The 24,188-nt window shown below is 49.8% G+C and carries 21 protein-coding genes (1 of these 21 cut by a window edge); 9 read left to right on the top strand and 12 right to left on the bottom strand.

Annotated elements, in window-relative coordinates; translation table 11 throughout:
* Positions 1-1,138, bottom strand: the start of a protein-coding gene (locus GBK04_RS17395) for a ribonucleoside-diphosphate reductase subunit alpha (protein WP_152766201.1). The gene continues 1,322 nt to the left of window position 1, outside the view; 1,138 of the gene's 2,460 nt are visible here — the first part of the coding sequence; the start codon lies at positions 1,136-1,138; the stop codon falls past the left edge of the window.
* 628 nt (positions 1,139-1,766) lie between these two features.
* On the opposite strand from GBK04_RS17395, the gene GBK04_RS17390 reads away from it, so the two are divergent.
* From GBK04_RS17390 to hemC, 6 genes are all read left to right on the top strand, one after another.
* Positions 1,767-2,012, top strand: coding sequence for a type B 50S ribosomal protein L31 (locus GBK04_RS17390; RefSeq protein ID WP_152761823.1), 246 nt, complete (start codon positions 1,767-1,769; stop codon positions 2,010-2,012).
* Between the two features lie 170 nt (positions 2,013-2,182).
* On the top strand, positions 2,183-3,382 hold the full coding sequence (locus tag GBK04_RS17385; protein WP_152761821.1) for a putative sugar nucleotidyl transferase: 1,200 nt from the start codon (positions 2,183-2,185) through the stop codon (positions 3,380-3,382).
* Between the two features lie 60 nt (positions 3,383-3,442).
* The gene (locus GBK04_RS17380) at positions 3,443-4,570 is read left to right on the top strand and encodes a DNA polymerase III subunit (RefSeq protein ID WP_152761819.1); all 1,128 of its coding nucleotides are present in this window, start codon (positions 3,443-3,445) and stop codon (positions 4,568-4,570) included.
* The gene (locus GBK04_RS17375; RefSeq protein WP_152761817.1) at positions 4,567-4,995 is read left to right on the top strand and encodes an ATP-dependent zinc protease family protein; all 429 of its coding nucleotides are present in this window, start codon (positions 4,567-4,569) and stop codon (positions 4,993-4,995) included. Before GBK04_RS17380 ends, GBK04_RS17375 begins: the two co-directional genes overlap by 4 nt.
* A gap of 113 nt (positions 4,996-5,108) precedes the next feature.
* Positions 5,109-6,011 carry a 30S ribosomal protein S6--L-glutamate ligase gene (gene rimK, locus GBK04_RS17370; RefSeq protein WP_152761815.1) on the top strand — a complete coding sequence of 301 codons (903 nt, stop codon included), beginning with the start codon at positions 5,109-5,111 and terminating at the stop codon, positions 6,009-6,011.
* A gap of 102 nt (positions 6,012-6,113) precedes the next feature.
* Positions 6,114-7,052, top strand: coding sequence for a hydroxymethylbilane synthase (gene hemC, locus GBK04_RS17365; RefSeq protein WP_152761813.1), 939 nt, complete (start codon positions 6,114-6,116; stop codon positions 7,050-7,052).
* Positions 7,053-7,072: 20 nt separating this feature from the next.
* Here the strand turns inward: hemC and GBK04_RS17360 are convergent, their stop codons facing one another.
* On the bottom strand, positions 7,073-7,582 hold the full coding sequence (locus GBK04_RS17360; RefSeq protein ID WP_152761811.1) for a cupin domain-containing protein: 510 nt from the start codon (positions 7,580-7,582) through the stop codon (positions 7,073-7,075).
* A gap of 180 nt (positions 7,583-7,762) precedes the next feature.
* Here GBK04_RS17360 and GBK04_RS17355 point away from each other — a divergent pair, with 180 nt between their 5' ends.
* Positions 7,763-8,110: a Spy/CpxP family protein refolding chaperone gene (locus tag GBK04_RS17355; protein ID WP_152761809.1), complete on the top strand. Its 348-nt coding sequence runs from the start codon at positions 7,763-7,765 to the stop codon at positions 8,108-8,110.
* 70 nt (positions 8,111-8,180) lie between these two features.
* Here GBK04_RS17355 and GBK04_RS17350 read toward each other — a convergent pair whose 3' ends face one another.
* Positions 8,181-9,248 carry a branched-chain amino acid aminotransferase gene (locus tag GBK04_RS17350; RefSeq protein ID WP_152761807.1) on the bottom strand — a complete coding sequence of 356 codons (1,068 nt, stop codon included), beginning with the start codon at positions 9,246-9,248 and terminating at the stop codon, positions 8,181-8,183.
* A gap of 311 nt (positions 9,249-9,559) precedes the next feature.
* Between GBK04_RS17350 and ypfJ the strand changes: the two genes are divergently transcribed.
* Positions 9,560-10,408, top strand: coding sequence for a KPN_02809 family neutral zinc metallopeptidase (ypfJ, locus tag GBK04_RS17345; protein WP_152761805.1), 849 nt, complete (start codon positions 9,560-9,562; stop codon positions 10,406-10,408).
* 27 nt (positions 10,409-10,435) lie between these two features.
* On the top strand, positions 10,436-13,375 hold the full coding sequence (locus GBK04_RS17340) for a DEAD/DEAH box helicase (RefSeq protein ID WP_152761803.1): 2,940 nt from the start codon (positions 10,436-10,438) through the stop codon (positions 13,373-13,375).
* Between the two features lie 225 nt (positions 13,376-13,600).
* Here the strand turns inward: GBK04_RS17340 and GBK04_RS17335 are convergent, their stop codons facing one another.
* From GBK04_RS17335 to GBK04_RS17295, 9 genes are all read right to left on the bottom strand, one after another.
* Positions 13,601-14,218: a Uma2 family endonuclease gene (locus GBK04_RS17335; RefSeq protein ID WP_152761801.1), complete on the bottom strand. Its 618-nt coding sequence runs from the start codon at positions 14,216-14,218 to the stop codon at positions 13,601-13,603.
* A 175-nt stretch (positions 14,219-14,393) separates the two neighbouring features.
* Positions 14,394-15,065, bottom strand: a complete 672-nt coding sequence (locus GBK04_RS17330; protein ID WP_373331070.1) for a YceI family protein — start codon at positions 15,063-15,065, stop codon at positions 14,394-14,396.
* Positions 15,066-15,364: 299 nt separating this feature from the next.
* Positions 15,365-17,470 (bottom strand): sensor histidine kinase, encoded by a 2,106-nt coding sequence (locus tag GBK04_RS17325; RefSeq protein ID WP_152761797.1) that lies wholly within the window; start codon positions 17,468-17,470, stop codon positions 15,365-15,367.
* Between the two features lie 2 nt (positions 17,471-17,472).
* On the bottom strand, positions 17,473-18,687 hold the full coding sequence (locus tag GBK04_RS17320; protein WP_152761795.1) for a hypothetical protein: 1,215 nt from the start codon (positions 18,685-18,687) through the stop codon (positions 17,473-17,475).
* Positions 18,688-18,690: 3 nt separating this feature from the next.
* Entirely contained in the window at positions 18,691-19,806 is a 1,116-nt protein-coding gene (locus GBK04_RS17315; protein ID WP_152761794.1) for a hypothetical protein, read from the bottom strand.
* Between the two features lie 466 nt (positions 19,807-20,272).
* Positions 20,273-20,737 (bottom strand): nuclear transport factor 2 family protein, encoded by a 465-nt coding sequence (locus tag GBK04_RS17310; RefSeq protein ID WP_152761792.1) that lies wholly within the window; start codon positions 20,735-20,737, stop codon positions 20,273-20,275.
* A 30-nt stretch (positions 20,738-20,767) separates the two neighbouring features.
* Positions 20,768-22,426: a sodium/sugar symporter gene (locus GBK04_RS17305; RefSeq protein ID WP_152761790.1), complete on the bottom strand. Its 1,659-nt coding sequence runs from the start codon at positions 22,424-22,426 to the stop codon at positions 20,768-20,770.
* Positions 22,427-22,590: 164 nt separating this feature from the next.
* The gene (locus GBK04_RS17300; RefSeq protein WP_373331069.1) at positions 22,591-23,142 is read right to left on the bottom strand and encodes a fasciclin domain-containing protein; all 552 of its coding nucleotides are present in this window, start codon (positions 23,140-23,142) and stop codon (positions 22,591-22,593) included.
* 241 nt (positions 23,143-23,383) lie between these two features.
* On the bottom strand, positions 23,384-24,145 hold the full coding sequence (locus tag GBK04_RS17295; RefSeq protein ID WP_152761786.1) for an SDR family NAD(P)-dependent oxidoreductase: 762 nt from the start codon (positions 24,143-24,145) through the stop codon (positions 23,384-23,386).
* Positions 24,146-24,188 lie beyond the last annotated feature (43 nt).

Below are 24,188 nucleotides of genomic sequence, written 5' to 3'. Positions count from 1 at the left end.
CTTTTCCCTCACGCTCGTACTGCTCATACAGTTTTTCGAATTCCTCGCTATGGGTATCCGAAAGGCCAGGGCACTCATGTGGACAGAACAGCGACCAGGTGTCATTCTCCTCGACGCGCTTCATGAACAGATCAGGAATCCACATGGCATAGAATAGATCGCGCGCGCGTTGCTCTTCTTTGCCATGGTTCTTTTTGAGATCCAGGAAGTCGAAAATGTCGGCATGCCAGGGCTCCATATAAATGGCAAAAGATCCCTTACGCTTTCCACCTCCCTGATCTACGTAGCGGGCCGTGTCGTTGAATACACGAAGCATGGGTACAATGCCGTTGGAGGTACCATTGGTACCTTTAATGTAGCTACCCGTGGCACGGACATCATGAATGCTAAGGCCAATGCCACCCGCCGATTGCGAAATGAGCGCGCACTGCTTCAGGGTATCATAGATACCATTGATGCTATCCTCTTTCATTGTAAGCAGGAAGCAGGACGACATCTGCGGCTTGGGGGTACCTGCGTTAAATAAGGTAGGAGTAGCGTGGGTAAACCATTTTTCTGAGAGCAGATTGTAGGTTTCTACCGCGGCCTGCACGTCTTCCTGATGAATACCGATGGCTACCCGCATCAGCATGTGCTGAGGACGCTCGGCGATTTTTCCGTCTAGTTTCAGCAAGTAAGATTTCTCAAGAGTCTTGTAGCCAAAATAGTCGTAGCCGTAGTCGCGATCATAGATAATGGTCGAGTCGAGCAGAGCGGCATTGCGGCGGATGACATCGTACACCTCTTTGGATATCAGGGAAGCATTTTCACCCGTTTTAGGATCTTCGTAGACATACAGCCGCTTCATGGTGGCCGAAAACGACTTCAGAGTGTTCTTATGCAGATTGGAAATGGCTACCCGGGCCGCCAGAATAGCGTAGTCGGGATGCTTGGTAGTCATAGAGGCAGCCGTTTCGGCGGCCAGATTGTCCAGTTCAGCGGTTGTGACACCGTCGTAGATACCTGATACGACTTTCTTAGCTACCTCAATAGGCTGAATGTAGTTGGGATCGAGGCCGTAGCTCAGTTTTTCGATCCGGGCGGTGATTTTATCGAACTTTACGGACTCTCTCCGGCCGTCGCGCTTGATTACGTACATGGGCATGGGCTGCTTGTTTTATTGTTTAACGTTTTGGTTTTAGTACTGCGGTGGATGGGTAGTCGGGGAGGGTATTTTTGGTCAAAAATTTCCTGAAATAAGGGCTTTAGGCTGACAAAAACAACCTTCTTTTTTGCAGCGCTTTCAGCAGCCTATAAAAAATCTAATCCACTCGAATGTTACTGAATTGTTAAGATTCTTATTTCAAGAGTGTTATCTAAACGTGTCAGTTTTGAACTCTATCAGAATAATACTACAAATTTCTTTTCAGAAATAAACAGCATGTAGAAAACTAATAATCAATTAGTTATAATACCTATCTTATTAAGAATTCCCCATTGAAAAGCAAGTATTTTGTTAAATAATTAGCCAACGGAATGTCCCGGTTATTGCTTCGAAGACCTAGACAGACTTGTAGCCGGCCTAGCCACCGATTGTCTTATTACTACAAAATGCAGACCATTGGAGCCTATATGCAGAAAGCATAACATTGAGGCAGCAGGTCAAGGATAGGTACAAGCGAAATTATGAAAAATAACCATCTGAGTTTGGGAGATTCAGAATTAACTGCGTATTTTTGCAGTCCTTTTTGAAAAGCACGTAAACAACGTATTACTACCATATACCGATGAAAAAAGAGATTCATCCCAATTACAGAGAAGTGGTTTTCTGGGATCTTTCCAGCGACGACAAGTTTATAACCCGCTCTACTATTCAGACCAGTGAGACTATCGAGTGGGAAGATGGCAAGCAATATCCTGTCTATAAAGTGGAAGTTTCCTCCAAGTCACACCCTTTCTATACCGGAAAGAACGTACTGGTCGACACCGCCGGACGCGTGGACAAGTTCCGGAAGCGCTACGGAAGCAAATAATCCGCCCAAGGGTCGAAGGTTTAGCAATCAGGGCGTGCGCACCACATTTTGTGCTGCGATTGCCTTTGAGCAAACAAGGTAAGGCAGTTTCTTTGTCAGCAAAGGGACTGCCTTGTTTTTTGTGTGCTTCAAGAAAATAGCCGAAATTTGGCCGGAACATCAATCAGAGTATGTCTTCTGTCATTTTATTCGACGACCCTTCTGTTCGGGCGCAACTCTTGCCTTTTACCTTTACCCGACCGGTTGCGGAGATTCGTTGCGGAATCATGACCCTGGCCGAGAAATGGGAACAGTGGCTCACGTCTACTCCCTCCTACCTGACCCAAAGGTATCTGCAGCCACGCTACCCCCGGGCAGCTTCCGATGCGTACCTGTACATCGATGGCAGTCTCTGTCCCAATCAGGAACTGGTAGAGGCTTTGCTCGGACTTCCGACTGAGGCAGTACTCCGCAGCGCGAAGGACCGAAAAATACTGGCGGTACATACAACCTCGGCTAACTGGGTACCTGACGCCGATACGGAGTCGCTCACAGAGTATATTTTTGTGAGCGATTATCTTTCCATCCAACAGCTATGGGATATCTACGCCGAGAATGGAGCGCAAATCGTTGCTGATTACGACCGACTTACTGCGAATCGTAGGTCTGCTCCAATCGCAGACTCTTTCACTGTGTGCTACGCGGCCGAAAACATTTTCATAGAAGAAGGCGCTACCGTCCGGGCCGCTATTCTGAATGCCGAGGGCGGGCCCATTTATATCGGCCGGCAGGCCACAGTGAGCGAAGGGGCAACCATTCAGGGACCCTTTGCCATGGGTGAAGGGGCCGTGGTAGCACAGGGCGCTAAAATACGCCCCAATACTACGCTGGGCCCTTATTGTAAGGTAGGCGGAGAGGTAAACAATTCGGTACTATTTGGATATAGTAACAAGGCCCACGATGGGTACCTGGGCAACTCGGTGCTTGGCGAATGGTGTAATCTTGGCGCTAATACGAACAACTCCAACCTGAAGAACGACTACAGCCACGTAAAACTGTACAACTACGCTACTCAGCAACTGGAAGATACGGGCCTGACTTTCTGCGGACTTTTCATGGGTGACTACACCAAAGCAGGCATCAGCACTATGTTCAACACGGGTACGGTGGTGGGCGTCAATGTCAATGTCTTTGGCGCGGGCTTCCAGCCCAAGCATATTCCTTCCTTCACGTGGGGTGGCCAGGCGGATGGGTTTACTCCCTACCGCTTTGAAAAGGCAGTAGCCGTAATTCGAGAGACTATGGGTAGGCGACAGATCAATTTCGACAAGGAACAAGAAAACGTGCTGAGGGCTGTTTTTGAAGAGGGCGCACAGCGAATGGGTACCTAAGCTACAGCTTGATTCCACGCATTGCGGTGTTCCGGCATTCACTTTTTCACTGATTCACAATTGCTTTTTAACGAAATACCCGGCTTAGAAGAAGTAAAAACCACGCTGCGGCGGTCAGTCCGGCAGAGCCATGTAGCCCATGCCCTGCTATTCGACGGCCCGTGCGGAGGTGGCGGGCTGGCATTGGCGCTGGCGTTCGCCACCTATGTTAACTGCGAAAATCGCCAGGAACTGGACGCTTGCGGAGTATGTGCTTCGTGCGTGAAGATGAAAAAGCTCGTGCATCCGGATCTGCACAGTATTTTTCCATTACCGCGCTCACCCAAGGAAGGCGAAGATCTACTGGGCGAACTTACCCCCGTCTGGCGCGAATTTCTCCAAGAGCGATCTTATCGGACGCTACAGGAATGGTTGGTTTTTGTTAAAGCCACACAGAATCAGCAGGGGATTATCCCCATCCGGGAAGCGCGGGCCATCATTGGCAAGTTATCGCTCAAATCCTTTGAAGCCGAATACAAAATCATGATCGTGTGGCAGCCAGAATTATTAAATATACAGGCTGCCAACGCCCTGCTGAAAATTCTGGAAGAACCGCCCCAGAAGACGCTGTTCCTTCTCGTAACGGAGGAGTCCGACCGACTACTCACTACCATTCTTTCCCGCACCCAACGGCTGGCCGTACCTGCCTTTACAGATCAGGACGTCCGGGAATATTTACAGAACCATCACACTTTGGACGAAAGCCGGGCCCGGCGAATTGCCTACCTTTGTGATGGCAACCTGGCGGAAGCGAGCCGTTTGCTAGGAGATGATCAAGACGACCGTACCGAATGGTTTGCCGAATGGATGCGTTTCTGTTTCAGGCAGGATTTGATCGAGTTGGTCAAGCTGGCCGATACATTCGATGCCATGAGCAAGGACCGGCAAAAAGGTACCTTTGATTACGCCCTGCGCGTGTTCCGCGACATGCTGGTGTGGATGCAGGGGGCAGGCGAGCTGCTGAGGATCCCGGAAGATGAGCTTACTTTCGTGCAAAGATTTTCCAAAGCTATTCCGCCCGACTCGCTGGAAAGCATGATCCACGAAATCAATCAAGCCTACTACCATACCGAGCGAAATGTGCGGGCTAAAATGGTATTTCTCGATGTATCCCTCAGTATGGCCCGGCTATTTCAGAAACGCACATGAAAAAAACAGTTCCCCTGGTACCCCCCGAAAAAAAAATCATCGGAGCCACTACCACAGTCAACTTTCCTGAGCTGGACTGGCACGGGGTACCTGCCCGTGTGGACACAGGCGCGGCTACTTCGGCTTTCCACTGCTCACGGGTAAAACTCGTGGAGAAAGAGGGAAAAACGTTTCTCAGCTTCTGCCTGGACATGAAAAAAGAAAGTCCGAAGAAAGACATTCTGGTACGTGATTTTAAGGAAATCACCGTTAAAAATTCCTTCGGAAATTCAGAACGGCGGTATGTGATCAAAACTGTTGTTGAAGTAGCAGGCCGTAAAGTCAGCACCCAACTTTCGCTGGCCGATCGGTACAAGATGAGTTTCCCGGTACTGCTGGGCCGGCGTCTCCTGAAAGGACGGTTTGTCGTGGACGTATCGCTGTAGGTACCCCCAATCAGTCCGTATTTTAATACCACTCTTAAACAATCTACTACCAGTAAATCAACTTTAACATACGAAAGCCAGCGGCTGACCGCCCTTGGCCAAAAACCGATTTTATGAAAATAGCCGTCTTATCCGCCGACCCGACCCTATACTCGACGCAACGGTTGGTGGAAGCCATTGAGCAGCGTGGGCACGAGGCCGTGGTGATCAACCACACCCAGTGCTTCCTGCTGATCGAAGGCGAAGTACCTACCATTCGTTATAAGGGAAAAGCCATCACGGGCATCGACGCCATCATCCCCCGCATTGGCACGTCGGTGACTGCTTTCGGCTGTGCGGTGGTACGGCAGTTTGAACTTATGAAAGTATTCACAACCGTGAAATCCCAGGCCATCGGTCGCTCCCGCGACAAGCTGCGCAGTATGCAGATTCTGGCCAAAGCGGGGGTACATATCCCCAAGACGGTTTTTGCTAAAAATCCATCTCAGGTCAATGAGTTGATCAAAATCGTAAACGGGCCGCCCGTCATCATCAAATTGCTGGAAGGTACCCAGGGGGTAGGTGTCGTATTGGCCGAAACGACCAAAGCCGCCAAATCGACCATCGAAGCATTTTTTGGTCTGAAAGCCAATTTTTTGATTCAGGAATTCGTCGCAGAATCGAAGGGAGCGGATATCCGGGCGTTTGTAGTTGGCAACAAAGTGGTGGCCGCCATGCGTCGGCAGGGAGCCGAAGGCGACTTCCGTTCCAACCTGCACCGGGGCGGCGAAGGGCTGCCCATTACGCTTACGGCCGAAGAAGAACACGCAGCCCTGGCCGCAGCCCGCGCGCTGGGGGTACGGGTAGCGGGGGTTGACATGCTACAGTCCAACCGGGGACCGTTAATTATGGAGGTCAACTCGTCGCCGGGATTGCAGGGGATTGAAGCTACCACTAACATCGACATAGCGTCGCTCATTATCACCTACCTGGAAGAAAAAATCAAGGCCGACGAAGGTGATACGGTGGGCGTTTGATTCGTTGAAACCGGGTCGCCGGTGTGAGGGAGAGTGAAAGTTGATTCATAGTCAGTAAATAAACAGCAGCAAAAAGACATTAGCTGACAGCCTAATAAAAAAATGCACATCAAAATAGGTACCCGAGGGAGCAAACTGGCCTTGTGGCAGGCCTACTACGTAGAAAAATTATTGCAAGCTGGTGGGCTTTCTACCGAGATTATTATCATCGAAACCAAAGGTGATAAGATTCTGGACCGGGCTTTGTCAAAAATCGGCAGCAAGGGCGTTTTTACTGAAGAACTGGAAGAGCAACTGCGCAGCGGCGGCATCGATGTGGCGGTACACAGCGCCAAAGATTTGCAGTCCGATCTGGGTGAAGCCTTTGAAATTCTGGCCTTTACCGAACGCGAGCGGGTCAATGATGTATTGATCAGCCATAACACATCCCTCTCGCTAAGTCAGGAACAACCTTTTGTGATCGGTACCTCTTCGACCCGGCGGATTGCGTTACTCAGGCATTTCTATCCCCATCTGAAAACGGTAGACATGCGCGGAAATCTACAGACCCGTCTGCGCAAGCTGGAAGAGGGTCACTGCGACGCTCTGCTACTCGCCTACGCGGGGGTACATCGCATGGAGTACGATGATAAAATTGCGGAATTTCTCTCACTGGATGAGTTCACTCCGGCAGTAGGACAGGGCAGTGTGGCCATTGAGTGTGCCGTTTCACTGGATCCGGCTAAAAAGGAAATCATCGGCTCGCTGCTCAACCATGTAGAGACGGCCCTATGCCTGCGCACAGAGCGCGCTTTCCTCAACCGGCTGCAGGGAGGATGCAGCGTACCCGTATTTGGCCTCGCTACCCTGGTGGACGGAAAAATCAACATGATGGGCGGCGTAGTAAGCCTAGACGGCAGCGAGATGATCCGCCGATTGGTGCGTGAAGGTACCCCCAGGCATCCCGAACGTGTGGGCGTAGAACTGGCGGAGGAGCTGCTGGCCGCAGGCGCCGACCGGATTTTGGCTGAAATAAAAGCCCAGCAACCGAAGGTACCCTAACCTCAGCCCCTTCTATTTTCTTACCTTCCAAAATCATCCTGTACCCGCACGATGTCTTCTTCATCGGAGGGATTGGATTTATCGGTGTGCTGCCAGATTTCGGCTACTACCCCGAAGCCCTCGGTACCTACCAGACGGTGCCGTTCGCCGCATTGCAAATTTACGATATCGCCAATAGCCAGGGTTTGTACGTCCGTTTGTTCATCGGTGTCCGAAATGACTACTCCTGCCACTCCACCAATCAGCTTCCATATTTCAGCCCGACGGTGGTGGTACTGCCACGACAGACGCTGATTGGGCGCCACTACAAGAATCTTGGGGCTTAGTTTGTCGTACCCGGCAAAATCTTCGAGGGACAAATGCGGAAAAAATTCGGCGATAAACTGCGGAGCCTGACTTTCATCCAGGACAAAAAATCCGCCCCAGGGACGAGCGTGATCAGTACTGACTACGGTGAAGCCTTTTTCGTCCAGAAATTGCTGGACACTGGAAAATACATCGGATCGATCGGTCGAGACAGAGAGCTTCATAAAAAATGGCTTGGAAGGGGGTGGTTACTTGTTTGGGCAAAAATAGCCAACTAAATCATTTATCAGTCGGGTTGCAGGAAAATCATGCATTTAAAAATCAATTTCCTCAGTAAACCTTTCCCGCCGGAGCGCATCCAATGGCCTCAATACGTTCTTATCAATTACCTAACAAACGATCCCATGAAAAAGACAATTGGAATGATGGTACTCATGATGACGCTCTGTACTCTTTCTTTTGCCCAGAAACAACATGACAACTCCGAAAAACGGATGGAAACCCGCATGAAGCACATGAAAAAAGAGCTGAACCTGACCGACGAACAGGCCGCGCGGGTAAGCAAACTGATGCAGGAGCAAAGCAAGAAACAGCGGGCTCTGGCTGAAGAAATGAAGGCCAATCGGAAACAGTCCAAAGCGGAGCTGAAGAGCATCCTGACGCAGGAGCAATACATTCAGTTGCTGGAAAAGCAAGCGCAGCGGAATACAAAAACACGCCATCATCGGGTACGCCGGGCTGTACATGGATAATAAAAGAAGCCGGGGCTTTCAAATGGAAGCCCCGGCTCTTTTTATCAATACCTATTTCCTATTCTGAAACCTACACTTTCAGCGTCCAGCCAAAAATATCTTCTTCCTTGCCCGTACGGATATCCGTCAGGTAGCGGCTTACCCGCGCTACAAATGAATCGTCTTTCACCGCCGGGAGTTCATAATCGATTCCCTCGTAGCCGATTACCGCAAAAGGCGACACGACCACCGCAGTACCCGCGCCAAAGGCTGCTTCCAGGCGGCCTTCTTTCAGTGCCTGAATGACTTCCTTGATATCTACTTTGCGTTCCTCAACGACCATACCCCAGTGACGGGCAATCTCAACGATGCTTTTGCGGGTGATTCCGTTGAGAATCGTGTCGTTCACCGCAGGCGTCACCAGCTTGCCATCCATTACGAACATGACATTCATGGTACCTGATTCTTCTACGAATGTATGCTCTCTGGCATCGGTCCAGATCAACTGATCGTATCCCTGCTGCTGGGCCAGTTTGGTAGGGTACAGCGACGCGGCATAATTGCCCGCGCATTTGGCTGCACCTACTCCTCCTTCCGCCGCGCGGATGTACTGGGTTTCCACTTTAACTTTGGGCGGGTTGGCGTAGTACTTACCTACCGGGCAAGTGAATATGACAAAGTAATACGTATCAGAAGGACGTACCCCCAGGTAGGCATCGGTTGCGAACATATAGGGACGCACATATAAAGAGGTACCCGGCTGTGAAGGTACCCAATCGGCGTCCAGACGCAACAGTTCAGTCAGGCCGCTCATAAAAAGCTCTTCGGGAATGGTAGCCATGCACATCCGCTCAGCAGAATGGTTCATCCGCTTCCAGTTGTCAGTCGGACGGAACAACAGTACCTCACCCTCTTCGTTTTTGTAGGCTTTCATGCCTTCAAAAATCGCTTGTCCGTAGTGTAGGGCCGCCGTGACGGGGCTCAGCGACAAATCGCCGTACGGTACGATGCGGGCATCCTGCCACTCGCCGTCGCGGTACTCGGCAATAAACATGTGGTCGGAGATGTTCCGGCCGAAAACAAGGTTGTTAAAATCAACCTCCTGCAAGCGCGACTTCGTCGTCGGCTGAATGTCAATCTGTAAGGTATCGGCTGTCATGGTCTAGAAAAATTGTATGGGAGCGCAATTTAAATATTATTCATTATTTATTGTAAAATTTTCTTAGTACAACAATTAAATTATATTTACCCGCAGGCCGCTTCCATTAAGACGCGGCAATACTATTGATTTTTTTAAACCTAATTCATAAAAATAGGCCAATCGGGAATGATTTTTATAAAGTAAGGGCTGTACTTCATTCTGCGTACTTTGCAACGCAGAACCAGTAGAATTGGCTTTCTTTGAAATTTAAATAATACCTTAGTTCAGGTTTTTACAGGTAGTAAGTAACTCTAAAATCTCGACTCATTATGCGCTGGCAGGATTTACGAAGAAGTAGCAATGTAGATGACCGCCGCGGCATGTCCGGCGGTGGTAAGGTAGCCCTGGGCGGCATTGGAGCCGTCATCGTAGTAGTCCTTGGCCTTTTGACGGGACAGGACCCGGGAGAAATCCTTTCCAACCTACAAGGTACCCAGTCCGAACAGCAAGCCGGCGAACGTCCGGCGGGTCCGCGTCCTGACGACAAGATGGCCGATTTTGTGACGGCCGTTTTGGGTAGCACGGAAGATGTTTGGGGAAAAATCTATGCCGATAATGGTGCCCAATATCAGAATCCAAGCTTACAGATATTTGACAATGTTTCGCAAAGCGCATGCGGGGGCGCCTCGGCCGCGATGGGGCCCTTCTATTGCCCAGCCGATCAGCAAGTCTACATCGATCTGGAATTCTGCGACCAGTTGCGGGAACGTTTTCATGCGCCGGGCGAATTTGCGGTAGCTTATGTGGTAGCCCACGAGGTAGGTCATCACGTCCAAAATCTGATGGGCATTACCGACCAGGTACAGCAGCAACGCCGGCGGCTGAGCGAAACCGACTATAACAAGCTTTCGGTCCAACTGGAATTGCAGGCCGATTTTCTGGCGGGCGTGTGGGCCAACCGTGCCGATGAAATGCAGAATATTCTGGAACCCGGTGATATTGAAGCTGCCCTCACCGCGGCCAATGCCATCGGTGACGACAAGCTACAGAAACAATCGCAGGGCTACGTGGTACCCGATGCGTTTACGCATGGTACCTCCCAGCAACGGATGTACTGGTTCAAGAAAGGCTACCAGACCGGCGATCTGAATCAGGGACGAATCGAGGATATTCGGTAATTTCAGGCCTGGAATGTCCAAGTCTGCATGAACGAAGAGCACCTACCCTACCTGCCTTTCCGAAAATCCAATCCGCTCGACGGCCCGCTCCAAACCGGCCATGAAGCGCTACTGGCGAAGTACCTCGACGCCAAAAATCAGGCAAATTCTGACAATCCTTTTGTCAAGAGAATCGTCGTCGTCGGCAAGCACAGGTACTACGATCTTTTCAACGCGCAGTTGCTGGAAAGTCCGCTCGGCCCTGCCGGAGAACTACGCGGACCGTTCACGCCCATCAATCCGATGAACCTGGTGTGGACTACCCAACGCCCGGACGAGTTGAAATTTTACGCTGCCATCGCTCGTTTTCAGGGGGTTTATGACAAATCCCTGACCGATGCCGAAGGCCTTCGGGCGCTGATTGACAATCCGTTTCATTATGAATTTTACGTCCACGACAGTGGCGTTTCGGACAAAATAACGCCCCGGTCCCTGACGCCGATCCAACTGAGTAAACCTGAACTGGATTTCAAAATACATGTCAGTCTGGGCGAAACGCACTACCACGTACACAGCGAGCTGAAAGTCCAGGGTACCTTTTGCCCGATTTCCCGGCTTGTTATCCGCTTCGATCACTTTCTAATGTTGGATGATCAATGGTACCTGTGCCCGTCGGCGGAGATATTGGAAGCGGTAGAATACTTCAAGAAGCACAATAATTCCATCATTCTTACCCAAGACGACTTCCTTCAATTTCAGCAGGAAGTTTTGGCGGGGATGGAAACACACGTGACCGTAAAGCACACCTACCTCAAACCCGCCACCAAAGCGCAGCGGCGAAAAGCAGGCTTTGAGGTACCCCCGGAAAAACTGGTGTACCTGTCAGACCTGGGCAATTACGTGCTGATCAATCCGGTAATGAAATACGGCGAAGCAGAAATTCCTGTGCTGAGCAAGCGGCAAATCTATGCACTGGATAAGGCCGGCAATCCCTTCGGCATCGACCGCGACGCCCGGGCTGAGGATGAATTCGTGTCGTTGATTGTCCGACAGCATCCTGATTTCCCGGAACAGCTGGAGAATCCATTATTATACTTTTACCTGCACAAAAGCCGCTTTCTGGATGAGGAGTGGTTTCTGGATGTATTTGAGGAATGGGCTTTTCATGACATTACTGTCCTCGGCTTCAACGACCTGAAAGGAAATAAACTCAACGCTCACAAAGCTAAGGTCAATATTCAGGTCATTAGCGGCCTCAACTGGTTCAATGCGCTGATTGATGTGAAGTTTGGCAAGAAAAAAGCCTCGCTCAAACAACTACACAGGTCGGTCAAGAATAAGAATAAATTTGTGCAATTGGACGATGGTACCCTGGGCATAATCCCGGAAGAATGGCTGCACAAACTGGCCGACTACTTCAGTACCGGCGAGGTGGTGGACGAAGTAATCCAGATTTCCAAGATCAACTACCGCACTATTTCAGAATTGTACGATGCCTCCATGCTGGACGAAGCGGTACGGACAGAGGTACACCTGTATCAATCCTGCCTATCTGATTTTGAATCCATTACGCCCGCGCCTATTCCCGACGGACTACGGGCTACCCTGCGCCCTTACCAGCGGCAGGGGCTAAACTGGCTCAATTTCCTGAATGATTTCGGTTTTGGTGGTTGCCTCGCCGACGATATGGGCCTGGGCAAAACCGTACAGATTCTCGCCTTCATCCTGCTCCAACGCGAAAAAGTCGAGAAGAATACTAACCTGCTGGTGGTACCTACCTCGCTGATTCACAACTGGCAGGCTGAAATCGAAAAATTTGCGCCCAGTATTCGGGTACACGTGCTGCACGGGCCGAACCGCGCCCGCACGGCGGCCCGTTTTGACGACCACGAACTGATCATCACGACCTATGGTACCCTGCTGTCGGATATTATCTTTCTGAAAAAGTACCGGTTCAATTATATTTTCCTGGACGAGTCGCAGAATATCAAGAATATTTCCTCGCAGCGCTACAAGGCCGCCCGGCTGTTACAGGCCCGCAACCGGATCGCGATTTCAGGTACCCCCATCGAGAACAATACCTTCGATGTCTACGCGCAGCTGTCGTTTGCCTGTCCAGGTTTGCTGGGTACCCGCGCCTATTTCCGGCATACCTACGCCATTCCCATCGATCGTTTCAAGGAAAAGCGGACGGCGGAACGTCTACAAACGGTCATCAGTCCTTTTGTGCTGCGGCGTACCAAAAAAGAGGTAGCCCATGAGCTGCCTGAAAAAACCGAGGTGATTCTGTACTGCGAAATGGGCACCGAGCAGCGCAAGCTGTACGACTCCTATGAGCGGGAATTTCGTGACTATATTTCTTCGAATATGGAGGAGGAAATTCAGAAAAATGGCATGCACGTACTGCGGGGCATCACCAAACTCCGGCAAATCTGTAATTCGCCGCTGTTGATCGAAGATGAAAAGCTGTACGGCGACACCTCCATCAAAATAGATATGCTCATGGAGAAGCTGCGCGCCATTACGCCTAACCATAAGGTACTGGTGTTTTCGCAGTTTGTGTCCATGCTCGACCTCATCAAAAAGGAGCTTCACCGAGAGCATATCGCCTACGCCTACCTGACGGGAGGTACCCGCAACCGCCCCGAAGTAATCCGGCAGTTTCAGGAAGAGGAAGGTACTCGCGTCTTTTTGATCAGCCTAAAAGCGGGCGGCACCGGCCTCAACCTCACCGCCGCCGACTACGTGTTTTTAGTAGATCCCTGGTGGAACCCAGCCGTCGAAAACCAGGCCATCGACCGCAGCTACCGAATCGGTCAGCAAAAAAACGTCATCGCCGTGCGGCTGATTTGTCCCGATACGGTCGAGGAAAAAATTATGGTGATGCAGCAGAATAAGGCCAAGTTGGCCGGTGATTTGATTACGGAAGGGGATGGCTTTTTCCGGTCGTTGGGGAAGGAAGGGTTGTTGGGGCTGGTTGGAGGATAGTTGGGTGCCTTGTCAAGTCAAAGACTTTAAATATGGCAAACCACCAGTTTACTATTATTGATGGATGAATTAACTTATAAAGTACCGACCAGCGGGTTAATACCTCCGTAGAAATAATATTGTTTGTATATATGAATCCAGTAGGGGTAACAGCTAAACCAAACAACGAGTCATCTTTACGGCTTTATTCATCTACCAATAACTTCTGATTCTGCAAGTAGGCAATTATGCAAACGTCGACCCTTTTTCTACCAAATATTTTCCCACATTGAAAGTAATCCCTTCCAGAATTTCAACCTCTTTGTGCCAATCTTTTACTTGCCAGTCAGCTTGCGGGGTAGCCACGGTCACTTTTTTGGTTTTGGTCGTGATCCAAATTACCTTTTCGACCCCAAAATCGAGTAGTTTTTGGGTTTTGGTGAAAAGGTAGGTATCAGCCTCCATATCAAGTGGGTCGGCAGCGATGTCAACTTCGATCACTACCTTGGGCGGTACAGTCACATACTGCTCATTGATCGCGGAAATAGGTAGTGTTTCGTTGGTAAAAATGAGAATATCGCCCGCTAAATTATTCCGCTTGTCAAGGTGTAAACCCGATTCACTGGATAAGATGGTAAACTTTCCTTCATCCAATCGCGTGAAAAGTAGTCTTTGCAGGTAGGCGATGATTAAAGATTGTATACCGCTCGACCCCATGATTTCAGCAAAAGTTTTGGTACCTGACATAACTTCCCGGTAGTCCTTGTAGTGGATAGGCTGACCGTCGAGGTGTTCGTAGATCAGATAGGAGGGTACCTCCGCACGCGGTTTTGTGGTTCCAGTTTTGGATCGGGTCGCTAACATATCGCAATGTTTTCGGGTAAGACCAAATATAACATCTCTCCTGAATATTTCCGAGTGAAATACTTATCGTTTTAATGGCGACCACCCGGATTTGAAATCGAGTTCAGAATAAAAGGAAAAGCCCGGCTGCGCGCAGCCGGGCTTTCACAAGTAAAAGGTACCTCTACTTTCCCCATCAAATAGAAGCTTTATTAGCCACAATTTTCAGATCCAGCAGAAATGTATCTTCGATGATTTTGTCAGCGGCGGTGCCGATGATCGCGGCCCGGTACTTGATGTCATAATCCAGACGATTGACCATAAAATTGGCGGTTGCCTGAACGGCATCACCTGAAATAGTTACCACTGACGGAAAAGTCTGGGGCTTGGTGGTACCTTTGATCGTCAGATCGCCACCGATGGTATAGTTAGGCTCTCCAGCTTTGGCACCCTTAATGGGTTTGGCACTGGTGATTTTAAAAGTGGAGGTAGGGAATTTCTCCACCGAGAAAAAGTCTTCGGACCGCAAGTGATTAACCAACCGCTCATTGAAAGGATTGGATTCTCCCTTGTCTACATCCCGCAGCGATTTCATGTCGGCCACGAAGGTACCCCCCGTAAGTTTGCTTCCATCCACATTGAGCTGGCCATTGGCCATCTTGACAATCCCGATATGCTCACCGCCCACTTTCTTTGATTTCCAGCGTATCGAACTCTGGCTGGCATCCACCGCAAAGGTTGTGGCTTTGGTCACACCCGGGGCAAGGGTGAATTGTGCCTGGCTTTCGGCCTGGTCGGGAGCAGCATAAAATCCGCCGGTCAGGAGAAGGGCCGCCATCGCAGCGCCGATTAAAGTGTTGTTGTGCATTCGGGTACGGTTTGATTGATTGGAATTGAAAATTATTTTCTGAGTTATGTTGTGGCGGTGTTGCTGCCAACGACGGACAATGCTACAACAGGAAAATTCGATCCGCAAACCAAATCGACAATCGGCAAACATTATTCGACCGATTACTGATCCGGGTAGATAAGCAAGAAGTCAGATTGAAGGCCGTGCTGTACGGAAGGTGTAGGAATTTTCGCTAGTCAGAATGACAATCGTCTAGCCGCAAGGCCTTTTCTGCTTTGTAATTAAAAGAGCTGTCCGCTTATTTGTCCTTATTCCGTTCACTCAGCCAATGGAAGTACAATCACAAAGGTAGTACCTACCCCCTCGGTACTTTTCACTTCGATCGTCCCGCCGTGGCCTTTGGTGATAATATCATAACTCAGGGAAAGCCCCAGGCCGGTACCTTCACCCGGAGGCTTGGTCGTGAAAAATGGCTGGAAGATTTTAGCCCTCACTTCTTCGGCCATACCTGTACCGTTGTCCCGAATGCGGATAGATGCGCTTTCGCCCGTGCCACGACTACTGCTCACCCACAACGCAGGTGTGTAATCAGGATCAGACATTTGCTGCCGCTGCGCTAGTGAATAGAGGGCATTGCTGTACAGGTTCAACAGTACCCTGCCTATTTCGGAGCTCACCATGTTGATCTTGCCCAGCTCAGGATCGAATTCCGTATGGAGTTCGCATTGAAAATCGCTGTTTTTAGCCCGGATGCTCTGATAAGCCAGTCGCAGAAACTCGTCGGCCAGGGCATTCAGGTTGGTAAGCGTTTTATCGCCAGGAACCGTGCGGGCATGATCGAGCATGCCTTTTACAATGGCATCGGCCCGGCGTCCGTGGTGGTTGATTTTCTGCTCATTTTCGGTCAGGTCGTTGATGATCGCCCGGGCTTCCGACAGGTTTTCTTTTTCCAGTTCTTCAGTGAGTTCCCCGAATAATTCCAGGTTCACTTCCGAATAGTTGTTGACGAAGTTCAGCGGATTCTGAATTTCGTGGGCAATGCCTGCCGTAAGCTCACCCAGGCTGGCCAATTTTTCATTTTGCACGAGCTGTGCCTGAGTATTTTTGAGATGGTCGAGTGATTGCTGGAGTTGCACGGATTTGTGTTCAATCGCTTTGGTACGTTCGGCTACTTCCCGTTCCAGGGTTTCATTTTGGACCAGTAAAATGCGCTCGTTTTCTCGGGTTTTCTCCAGTAGCATTTGCTGGGCATCGGTCTTGGCTTTTTCGATATCCTGTCGTTCCCATTCAAACCGCCTGGATAACAGGTAGGCCAGGAAAAGTACTTCCAGGAAAATACCGATCGATACATGCGTTAGTTCGAAAAGGTAGGTGGGGCTACCTACCTGGATGTAGAACGCCTCGACAAAAATCAACAGCACAAAAAAGGTATACGAGAAAGCGTAATAATAGCCCGATCGGTTGCCCTTCCGGCCCGTTTGAATTCCCAGATATAATATGAAACCCAAATTAAAAAGCGAATGGATCGAATTTAAGGGTACTTCTACCATCAGGGGCAGGTACATGGACCATACGATGTACGAAACACAATAAGCCAATATTACTAGCGAAAATCGATACAGTCTGGGGGTGTATTTTTTAACTTCCAGAAACCGAATACCAAACCAGAAGGTAACAGCCGTACTGATGTTCGGAACCAACAGGAACCAATACAGCAGATCTATTTCGGGATAGAGGTAGAGAATGAACCCCTCCATGACACAGGCCACATCGAGGATGTAGAAAACAACGACGAAGACATAATGGAGGTAAATAGACCGACGCAGGGATAGGAAAAGGAACAGGTTGTTGATAATCACAAACAACAACACCCCAAAGTACATCCCGTACACGATAATCTGCTTATTGGATTTTACTTCAAAAGCCTGTTCCTTCCAGATGGACAAGGGCACGGGCTGGGAATAGGACACATACCGGAGGTAAACCGGCGTGGGGTAGGTAGGTAAGGTAAAAATCTGATAAAAATGCTTTACCCTTTTTTTATACAAATTGACCTGGTACCCTGATTTTTGAACATGCCATTTCCCTGACGGCTCCCGATAATACAGGTCGGCGACGGGCAGGTAGGGTTGGGCTACTTCCAGCAATAGGGTCTCCTGGGTTCGATTATCCACGTTGAACCGAACCCAGTGCACCGATTCGCTAAACCCAAAATTTAGAATGTCTTTGGTCGACCGGGTAAAGCGGGAAGCCAGCGAGTCTGAACTGACCTGGTCGATAGTCAGGACACCTTCTGGGTCTTCGTAATAAGATACCTGACGACCAATTCCGACAGACTCTTTGGTGCCGTCCCATACAATGGGCTGAGATTTTACCACAGAAAATCCAAGCACCAACGCCCACAGGATTATCCATTTTCTCATAATCAGTTGGTGTAGATTTCTAATGGCTCCGCTCGTACTTCCGAGTACTCATCGTGGGCAAATTGGGTGGGAATATTAAGTAAAAAGGCGCACAAAATCCACCAAACGGCGCAATAGGCCCCAAAGGGCAGATAGCCCAAGTACCCAACTAACGGCATTTCAAAGACGTGAAATTTAGTAATATAGGGAATGCTGTATACCCAGTGGGCGGGGGTGTACGCAGTGATGTTGGCCGGATCCAGGGGGTCGTGAATAGCGTTGAAGTAATTCCAGCATTCGAGCAAAAACCCGTAGATGACGTAGCAAAGCGAGTATTTCAGGAAAGGCGACCAGTTGCCGTCTTTTATGGGGGTGAGGGGCGTCCAGATGCCCAGGTTTTCGAGTACTACCGTGAAAACAATCAGGGGGGAAATCCAGAGAACGCCAAACATCACCTCGGGAAAAAAACTAATGGAGAACAGGCCCGTCAGCGCCACAATCAGGATGATGTTGCGGGTTCGTCGGGAGGTAGCTATTTTCGGCCCCTGGTCGTAGCGATGCCTGAAGGCGGGAAAGGTATTCATCAGGTTGTAAATCTCGAATACGGCGGGCATCAACCCAGAGGCGCCGATGATCGCATAAACCCCGAATTCGTCCTCAGGAACGATGTCGGCCTTGGGATAAAACCAGTTGTCGTCCACAAAAAAGTTGAGGTACTCGAACAGCAGCCAGCCTACGGTAGCCGCCGCTCCTATGCCAATTACTTCGTGTGGTGACTTGCTCAACAGGGAGTTTCGATTAGCTCGGATGTAGACCCAGCCATCCAGCATGAGAGTAAATCCCCAGAAGAGCGGGATGTAGGCCCAATTCAACAGCCATTTTGGCTCTTGAAACTTTCCGCAGGTCATAAATAACGTCAATCCCCAGACAACCAGCCCCACCCAAAACCAAATCGGGAGGGGTATTTTGGCGGAGGGTTGGGTGGGCGTAAATTTTACTTTTTTAAAACCATAGACCCGAGGGAACGCATACAGCACGACCACCGCTAGGAAAAAGGCGGCAGCCATAGAAAATGCCAGTACACTAAACCCGGCCTTGTCAGGGGCAGACAGGGCCGGAAAGTTGAAATAGTCTTTGGAAAAATTGCCCTCGTATTTTATCCAGGCACCTATGTAGGGCAAAAACAGCACCCCCAACACCGAGAGGAGTACGTAGTAAATTTGTTTTAGAGGTTTCATAGTTCAGGCAAGTCGAGGGTGAGATTCTTGTTTGATAAGGCCTTTCAGAGCATTCAGGTAAATCCGCAATAGCAAATCAAGTTTTAAAACCTCTGGAAATCCATTGAAAAAGATGCGGATCATCAGTAGTATACTTTTCAGGTTTTCTACCGTGAGGCTGAATACCTGAAAACACACATCGTTTCTAAGTTGCTTGTAGTAATAGGCAAGCCACTGCGCTTCATTGGCAAATTTGTCGCCATCCCAGCCCTTAAGGCCTACCGCCTGGCAGTAGATCGAAAAACGGTTTTGCCTGAATGTGCTACCTTTTTGGTCCGACATGTAATAATCTTTTAGAATTTCCGTCACGCGCTGACCATTGGCCGAGGATATGGCGTAATGCCGGGCAATCACGTAGGTATCTATATTCCCCAGCATATCGGAGCCAGGGGTTTCAAGGTCGATAGACTGTTGCTCTGCATGGCTACCGATGGGCTTGGAGTCATTTTTCAGATATTTGAACAGAAAGTCTCCGGACGAACTACCGATGTCACCCAGCCAGGTAGCTACATCGATGTTGGCATCCACATGAGGAACCAATCCATTCAGAAAGGACAGGAAAGAAGGTAACGGGCTAACGACCTGAGGAAAATTGGCGGCATCCAACCCCGCCAGGATATGGGCTACATCACAATAAAACCCATCGGGTAGCACTACCTCCTGATGGTCATTTTTGTAGATATCCGGCACCTTCCCCACCCGACTACTGCCGTACACGCGATCGTCCGCCCGGTAGGTGATGACCCTATGCCTGGGCTGATATTCGTTGTCCTTGTACCTTGGGATAGGCTTTGCATGCTTTATTGGTACATTGACATCGGCCGGATCGTCCACTACGGTTACCTGATAGCGGGTCTCGATGTGCGCGCGGGCGCGTACCAACTGGGTGTTCCAACCCCATTGGTCATAGAATATTTTTCGCAAGCGGGTGATCATCAGCACAGTGTTGTGCTGCTCTCCGGGATAGTAGTCTTCTTCTTCCTTGAGTAAATCCAGAAATTGGGTGAGCGTTAGTACATCTTGTGGGGCATGATTTGGTTCGGGAGACGTGACCAGGATTGGTTGGTACAATTTGTCCATTCGAGAGAGGTTTATAATTCAGTTGGGTTTACTCTGTTTTTCCTGATGGCAATTGGCCTTGACTCTCCCTCTGCCTGGCAATGTCCGTCACGTCAAATACCTGGATTTCAGGCAAATCAGCAGCAACTTTCATACAAACAAAGCTGCTGCTGCATTGGTATTCCTTGTATACGTTTCCAGAATGTTGGATGAATTACTTTACTTCCACCTTAGGCGGGACAGGTACCTACCCAGCTTGGGAGTGAAGATTGGAAAGAGACAGGAAATATAATTTCCTGTCAAAAGGTAGCCAAAAAGCAGGATACCTCCAACAAATGAACAATACAATCCAATACTGCTAAAAAATTGAATAAGAAGGATTTCTTAAAAACAGCCCAAAAAAGCGGCTGTATACGGGTTACTTAAAAACATACTCAGAATCAACCCCTTAGCGGCTTCATGCGTGCGGGATGACCGGGTTTGCAGTTTAAGGTACCTCACACCCTTCCTTCTCGATGGTATATGATAAGGCAGCGATGCGCCAACCCTCGTTAGTTTTGAGCAGTGTAAACACATCCACGCCGCAGTGCGAGAAGGTACCATTGACCCACAGATTGTAGGGAGCCCACACCTGGGCCATATTACCCTGTACCCGCACGTCCACGCCGTGGTCTTTCATCTCTTCTTTCACCACGGTACCGGGCCGAAAGGTAGCGGCAAAAGGTGATCGACTGGCGGTAACGGTCTGCCCGTCTTTTTCACGTACTGTATAGATCATGGCATGGGGTAAAAACAGACTACGAAAAGCCGCCGTATCTCCTTTTCCAATGGCATCCAGCAGATCTTGCGCTACCTGCAGCACTTCATTTTTGGAATCCTGCGCGTGAGCAGGCGAGGCTAAGGTACCTAAGCCGATGGCCAGGGGGATGATCCAACGTATTGCTTTTTTCATGTCATAATCGGTTTCCTGTCGTCTCTCATCTTACCACCAAATCCAATATATCAGACAAAACAACGCCACAACGCCCGCTGCGCCGTAGCGGAATGAGGGCGTAACCGAAAACCATTCGCGCTTGGATATAAAGGCTTTGGGACTGTCTTTACCGCCCGACTGCGCCAAACTGATGGCAATGTGCACCAGCGAACAAATCCAGAACACCACACCCATGCGGTTCAGGAAAGGAAAAGCCGGAAACTGATATTCGATGAAAGCTGACAAAGCTACGCTGAGAATGGCTGCCGTGAGAGCACCGTTGGCGGTGGCTTTTTTCCAGAAGAAACCCAGTAGGAAAATACTCAGGATACCTGGCGAGATATAGCCTGTGTACACCTGAATGTACTCGAATGCCTGCCCAAAGTTGCGCAGCAAAGGGCTCACCACCAGAGCAATTACAAAAGATACCACGATGGCGACGCGGCCGGTCCAGACGGTTTGTTTTTCGGACATACCGGGTTGGAAAAACTTCTTGTGGATGTCGAGCATATAAATCGTGGAAATACTGTTGGCTTTTCCGGCCAGGCTCGCCACGATGGCGGCAGTAAGCGCGGCGAAGGCCAGGCCTTTCAGGCCGGTAGGTAATAGGTTCAGAAGTACCGGGTAGGCATTGTCGGGTTTGACGATATTATTGTCGGTAATGCCGCCAATGATGGCGGGATCAGCATTCTCCTGGAATAACACGTAGGCAGCCAGACCGGGCAGTACCACGATCAGAGGCATGAACATTTTGAGCACCGAGGCGAACAGCAACCCGCTGCGGGCGGTTTTAAGATCGGCACCCAAAGCGCGCTGCGTGATGTACTGGTTGCAGCCGAAGTAGTTGAGGTTATTGACAAACTGTCCGCCGATGATGAACATCATCACGCCCGGCAATTGATTGTAAGCGTCGATGAAGCCGCCGCGCCCATCGTGGACACTGTACTCACCGGGCTTGAAAATCATGTGGAGATGGCTATCAGCTTTCTGAGCAATCATGCTTAATCCTTCAAAAACGCCCGCTCCCGTCCCGACCCGTTCTGAAAGTAAGCCGAGCGCGAGGTAAGTGGTAGCCAACCCTCCGAAAATAAGGCACACGACCTGAATGACATCCGTATAGCCGATCACTTTCATGCCCCCCAGCGTGATGACGATGGCGAACATCACCAAAAAGGTAGCGCAGGGCATGAAGCCAAATCCTGTCATCTTTTCCAGGCTCAACGCTCCCAGATAGATGATGGACGTCATATTGACGAAGATGTATAGGAACAGCCAGAATACCGCCATGATCGTGGCCAGCCGCGTGTCGTAGCGTTGCGACAAGAATTGCGGCATGGTAAAAATATTGTTCTTGAGGTACATGGGCAGAAAGTACACCGCCACGATCAGTAACGAAACCGCCCCAAGCAACTCATAGACCGAAATGGCGATTCCCAACTGAAAAGCCTGCCCACTCATACCGATGAACTGCTCAGCCGAAATATTGGAAGCGATGATGGACGCCCCGATGGCCCACCAGGTCAGCGAACCTTCGGCCAGGAAAAAATCTTTAGCGCTGTCGCCGTTCTGTTTGCCCTTGTGGGTGTACACCCAGTAGCCATAGGATGCCACAATGATGAAATAAACCAGAAAAATACCGTAATCGAGGGTCTGTAAACCGAGCGTCATAGAAGGTGGGTTGGTTAGGCTTTACGTATAAAGCAGCAGAGGTACCCTGGCTAATGCTTTCCCGGAAAAATAGGTACCTACTTTTCTGCTATACACCTCTGAAAAAAACAAAGGCCGACGCTTCCGCGCCGGCCTTTTCAACTTCACTTTCCTCAACCCAGTATTTACTCAGGCATTGCCACCGTATCGATTACGTGGATCACGCCATTGCTCTGGTACACATCCTTGATGGTCACAGTAGAGGTACCCCCCTTTTCGTCCATCAACATCAGTTTCTTTCCTTTCATCATGGCGGTCAGCGTGCCACCTTCTACCGTCGTGAAGGTAGCCTTACCGTTGCCTTCTTTGATGGCCGCCGCAATAGCGTTTGAATCCATCATACCCGATACCACGTGGTAGGTAAGGATTTTGGTAAGGGTGGCTTTGTTTTCGGGTTTCACCAGGGTTTCAACCGTACCGGCAGGCAGTTTTTCAAAGGCGGCATTGGTGGGCGCAAAGACCGTGAACGGTCCTTTGCCCTGCAGTGTTTCCACCAGTCCGGCGGCTTTCACCGCCGCTACCAGCGTGGTGTGATCCTTGGAATTAACGGCATTTTCAATGATGTTCTTGTTGGGATACATGGCGGCTCCACCTACATTTACCGTTTTCATGTTGCCCTGGGCGAAAGAAACGTTGGCGACAAAGATCGCGGCAATAACAAATGCTAATTTTTTCATAGTCAATTTCAGATTAATAATAGATTTGGTTTTTAGTATTGGTAAGTATGGTTCCACTTACGCCATCTTCTCTGGCCCGGATTGTATCTTAAATGAATATATTATTTACAAATAATTAAATGATTGACTATAAGATATTTACAACAAAAATATCTTATAAATAAAATACAGTAACCAAAAAAGCGGGGTACCCTACAGGGTACCCCACCAATTGGAATGAAAAAATGAGGCTGGGAACTGCCTATAGATTCATGCCCCCTGACACCTCTATACGCTGGGCGTTGATCCACCGGGCGTCGTCGGAACACAAGAAGGCAACTACGCCGCCGATGTCTTCAGGTACCCCCACCCGGCCCAGCGCAGTGACTGAGGCGATCTGGGCATTCAGCTGGGCGTTGTCGCGCACCCTACCGCCGCCAAAATCCGTTTCGATCGCCCCCGGGGCTACGATATTGGACCGAATGCCTCTTTCGCCCAGTTCCTTAGCCTGGTAGCGGGTCAGTGTTTCCATCGCACTTTTCATGGCACCATAGGCCGAAGAGCCGGGATTGGAGAAACGGGCCAAACCCGAAGATATGTTGATGATTCCTCCCCCATCGGCCAGCGTGGGCAACAGCTTTTGCGTCAGGAAAAACGGTCCCTTGAAATGAATATTCATGAGCATGTCAAACTGCTCTTCGGTCGTCGCCGCATAAGGAACATACAGCCCGACCCCGGCGTTGTTGACCAGAAAATCGATTTTACTGGCCCCGAATACCGTTTGGAGGGCTTGACCGACCTGCTCTATAAAAACCTCAAAACTACCTATATCCCCCACATCCAAAGGCAGGGCGGCGGCTTTTTGCCCGGTCGCTTCTATTTCCTGTACTACGGCTTCGGCTTCGTCTTTTTTACTGTGGTAGGTCAGCAGCACATCATGCCCTTTCTGAGCGATTCGCAAGGCCATGTCTTTTCCCAGCCCCCGGCTTCCGCCCGTGACCAATACTAGTTTGCTTTTTGTCATTACTACACGTGTTTAGTTTGTCAATGACACAAAGGTAGGTCGG

It is taken from the genome of Salmonirosea aquatica, from assembly GCF_009296315.1.
GTDB classification, from domain to species: Bacteria; Bacteroidota; Bacteroidia; order Cytophagales; family Spirosomataceae; genus Salmonirosea; species Salmonirosea aquatica.
This window is presented reverse-complemented; position numbering and strand designations above follow the sequence as displayed.

Bases quoted from the DNA above. Each gene is read 5' to 3' on its own strand.
- GBK04_RS17390 (WP_152761823.1), top strand. From the start codon at position 1,767: ATGAAAAAAGAGATTCATCCCAATTACAGAGAAGTGGTTTTCTGGGAT.
- GBK04_RS17385 (WP_152761821.1), top strand. From the start codon at position 2,183: ATGTCTTCTGTCATTTTATTCGACGACCCTTCTGTTCGGGCGCAACTC.
- GBK04_RS17375 (WP_152761817.1), top strand. From the start codon at position 4,567: ATGAAAAAAACAGTTCCCCTGGTACCCCCCGAAAAAAAAATCATCGGA.
- rimK (WP_152761815.1), top strand. From the start codon at position 5,109: ATGAAAATAGCCGTCTTATCCGCCGACCCGACCCTATACTCGACGCAA.
- hemC (WP_152761813.1), top strand. From the start codon at position 6,114: ATGCACATCAAAATAGGTACCCGAGGGAGCAAACTGGCCTTGTGGCAG.
- GBK04_RS17360 (WP_152761811.1), bottom strand. From the start codon at position 7,582: ATGAAGCTCTCTGTCTCGACCGATCGATCCGATGTATTTTCCAGTGTC.
- GBK04_RS17355 (WP_152761809.1), top strand. From the start codon at position 7,763: ATGAAAAAGACAATTGGAATGATGGTACTCATGATGACGCTCTGTACT.
- GBK04_RS17350 (WP_152761807.1), bottom strand. From the start codon at position 9,248: ATGACAGCCGATACCTTACAGATTGACATTCAGCCGACGACGAAGTCG.
- ypfJ (WP_152761805.1), top strand. From the start codon at position 9,560: ATGCGCTGGCAGGATTTACGAAGAAGTAGCAATGTAGATGACCGCCGC.
- GBK04_RS17340 (WP_152761803.1), top strand. From the start codon at position 10,436: ATGAACGAAGAGCACCTACCCTACCTGCCTTTCCGAAAATCCAATCCG.
- GBK04_RS17335 (WP_152761801.1), bottom strand. From the start codon at position 14,218: ATGTTAGCGACCCGATCCAAAACTGGAACCACAAAACCGCGTGCGGAG.
- GBK04_RS17330 (WP_373331070.1), bottom strand. From the start codon at position 15,065: ATGCACAACAACACTTTAATCGGCGCTGCGATGGCGGCCCTTCTCCTG.
- GBK04_RS17325 (WP_152761797.1), bottom strand. From the start codon at position 17,470: ATGAGAAAATGGATAATCCTGTGGGCGTTGGTGCTTGGATTTTCTGTG.
- GBK04_RS17320 (WP_152761795.1), bottom strand. From the start codon at position 18,687: ATGAAACCTCTAAAACAAATTTACTACGTACTCCTCTCGGTGTTGGGG.
- GBK04_RS17315 (WP_152761794.1), bottom strand. From the start codon at position 19,806: ATGGACAAATTGTACCAACCAATCCTGGTCACGTCTCCCGAACCAAAT.
- GBK04_RS17310 (WP_152761792.1), bottom strand. From the start codon at position 20,737: ATGAAAAAAGCAATACGTTGGATCATCCCCCTGGCCATCGGCTTAGGT.
- GBK04_RS17305 (WP_152761790.1), bottom strand. From the start codon at position 22,426: ATGACGCTCGGTTTACAGACCCTCGATTACGGTATTTTTCTGGTTTAT.
- GBK04_RS17300 (WP_373331069.1), bottom strand. From the start codon at position 23,142: ATGAAAAAATTAGCATTTGTTATTGCCGCGATCTTTGTCGCCAACGTT.
- GBK04_RS17295 (WP_152761786.1), bottom strand. From the start codon at position 24,145: ATGACAAAAAGCAAACTAGTATTGGTCACGGGCGGAAGCCGGGGGCTG.